The organism is Roseburia sp. OF03-24 (genome assembly GCF_003463035.1).
Classification (GTDB): domain Bacteria; phylum Bacillota; class Clostridia; order Lachnospirales; family Lachnospiraceae; genus Roseburia; species Roseburia rectibacter.
The window spans coordinates 1-1,819 of sequence record NZ_QSCK01000073.1 but is presented as its reverse complement, the minus strand read 5'-3'; the positions used below and the strand labels follow the sequence as shown (position 1 = coordinate 1,819).

General features: G+C 42.8%; 2 protein-coding genes. Both read right to left on the bottom strand.

Going from position 1 to position 1,819, the window contains the following annotated elements:
• Positions 1 to 374, bottom strand: a 374-nt coding sequence (locus DXA60_RS18390) for a DUF4406 domain-containing protein (RefSeq protein WP_243006961.1), incomplete at its 3' end; no start/stop codon positions are given.
• Positions 328 to 1,671 (bottom strand): FtsK/SpoIIIE domain-containing protein, encoded by a 1,344-nt coding sequence (locus DXA60_RS18385; protein WP_015521888.1) that lies wholly within the window; start codon positions 1,669 to 1,671, stop codon positions 328 to 330. The genes DXA60_RS18390 and DXA60_RS18385, both read right to left, overlap by 47 nt.
• Positions 1,672 to 1,819 lie beyond the last annotated feature (148 nt).

The window sequence follows — 1,819 nt, the reverse complement described above, 5'->3', positions numbered from 1 at the left end:
ATATCCTCATAGATCTGCATTTCATTACGTCTTGCCTGCATAAACTCAAGCACTGCACCACGGCTCTCCCTCCAGCCCGGCATCATGTACACCCCGGTGCAGATCGACAGCAGCGTCAATGATACTTTTATATATTCCTCCCACGTCGCATCTTCCGGCAGCATTGCATTGACTTTCGCCGGATTGATCACGGAATATCCATTTTCTATTAATTCCTTTTCTGCTTTCTCAAAACGTTCCATATAATCCGATGTTCCGGTAATCGGTCCGCTGATATAAATATGTTCCGTCTGTTTTTTATTTTCTTTTTCTTCAATCGTCTTTTCTTCATTCCTCTCCGGCAGTTTCGCTGCCGTTTTCATACATTCGATCACACGCTTCTCCTTCCTGCTGTCTTTTCTCATAGATCCGCGACAGCTCTGCAAAAAAATCATATCCCGGATCTACATATGGAGCGTAAAACTCTGTTACAACACCGTTTCCGGTGTTTACATAGCCACGTCCGGCAATATCTTTTTCTTTAAATTGTTTATCAATACTGCCAAACATCATGGTGTACCCGCTTGCAGACATACTACCCAGCGCAACACGGAAACCGAACTGATCGCGGACACCATCTCCGAGATATTTTGCATCCGGACGCTGACACGCAAGAATAATAAAATATCCTGCCTGTCTGCCCTTCATGATAATAATCCGGATCAGCTTCATAACCTCTTCCCATTCTTTTTTTGCAAGAGTGTCCATAAAAGCCACATACTCATCAAAGATCAGAAAATGCGGCGTCAAACCGACTTTCGCATAATTCGCACCCATCCGGAAATCCGGATGTTCCTGCATTTCATCATAACGCGCTTCCATTCCTTCATAAAAAGTTTCCACACATTCCATTATGCTTTCTGTACTGTAATGCACATCCGGCATGATCCTGGATAAGAAAGATAAATCTGCTTTCTTCGGATCACAGATATGCAGCACTGCACCTGATTCTAACAATGCTTTTATCACGATCAGAAGAAAGATCGTTTTTCCACTTCCTGTATCACCTGAAATCAACATGTGCGGCAATTTATCATATTTCCATGAGATATGCTGCATCAGATTCAGTTCTCCATTTTCTGCTTTTACATCCTGAATACCGATCCGGCTCTTTTCCACTCCTGTTAAAAATTCATATCTGACCCAGATATCCTTTGTATCTTTTTTTACCAGTTCACAATTTAATCCGGTTTCCAACTTCTCTTCCAGATGAAGTAATTTATCCTGGTATTTTCCCATGGTGATCTTAACTGTCACATAAATATGCCTGTTTTTCCTTCTGTAATAAAGCGCCGGAAAATAGGTGATCCGTTCCATTCTGCCGCCTGATCTATAACGCTGCAACGGCTCTGTCTCAAACCATCGGTTTTCCAGCAGCATCCGCGACATTGCCTGACGGTTTCGGATATCCACCATGCTGCCGCTTTTCCATTTATAAAACAGATCCAGCAGACACAAAACTGTGATCAGGAAAAGAAGGAATATCCTAAACAGGATATTCCTCTCTGTCATCCAGATCGTAAATACTGATAATGCTGCAACGGTCAGGGCAAAAAAAATGACAGACCTTAAAATCAGCCTGTCATCATAACGCCCGATGCGTTTTCCTTTCCAGATTGGAAATCTGTTCATCTATTCCACTCTCCCATCCGGTTATTTATTTTTTATTTCCTCCATCTTTCGCATCCGTTCCGGTCTTATCTGCTGTCTTATCAGATGGTTTGTTCTGATCTGCTGTTTTCGGCGCATCTGCTCCGGCAGCTTTTGTCTGATCAGCAGG